The organism is Brevundimonas sp. 357, from assembly GCF_003938605.1.
Lineage (GTDB): Bacteria > Pseudomonadota > Alphaproteobacteria > Caulobacterales > Caulobacteraceae > Brevundimonas.
In genome coordinates, this window is sequence record NZ_RHWX01000039.1 from 1 (window position 1) to 765 (window position 765).

The 765-nt window shown below is 60.0% G+C and carries 1 protein-coding gene; it reads right to left on the reverse strand.

Translation table 11 applies throughout. From position 1 onward, the window contains the following. Positions 1-704: IS6-like element IS6100 family transposase (locus EGK63_RS16260; protein WP_066762835.1), on the reverse strand; the 704-nt coding region annotated here is incomplete at its 3' end. Positions 705-765 lie beyond the last annotated feature (61 nt).

Below are 765 nucleotides of genomic sequence, written 5' to 3' on the forward strand. Positions count from 1 at the left end.
CCAATGCCAAAAGCTCTCTCCACAAGGCGCACCTCGCCCCTGATGCCGGGCTGCAGGCACCAGGGGCGAGCCTGTCCTTTGCGCAGGGCTCGCATGACTTCGAATCCCTTGATCGTGGCATAGGCCGTGGGGATCGATTTGAAACCGCGCACCGGCTTGATCAGTATCTTGAGCTTTCCGTGATCGGCCTCGATCACGTTATTGAGATACTTCACCTGCCGGTGGGCCGTCTCCCGGTCCAGCTTTCCTTCGCGCTTCAATTCGGTGATCGCTGCACCATAGCTCGGCGCTTTGTCGGTATTGAGCGTGGCAGGCTTTTCCCAGTGCTTCAGGCCTCGCAGGGCCTTGCCCAGGAACCGCTTCGCTGCCTTGGCGCTGCGGGTCGGCGACAGGTAGAAATCGATCGTGTCGCCCCGCTTGTCGACTGCCCGGTACAGGTAGGTCCACTTGCCCCGCACCTTGACGTAGGTTTCATCCAGGCGCCAGCTCGGATCAAAGCCACGCCGCCAGAACCAGCGCAGCCGCTTCTCCATCTCCGGGGCGTAGCACTGGACCCAGCGATAGATCGTCGTATGGTCGACCGAAATGCCGCGTTCCGCCAGCATTTCCTCAAGGTCGCGATAGCTGATCGGATAGCGACAATACCAGCGCACCGCCCACAGGATCACATCACCCTGGAAATGGCGCCACTTGAAATCCGTCATCGTTCCGTCCGTCCAATCTCCGCCAAGCATGCTCAAGCTTCACGATTTTTGCAACAGAGCC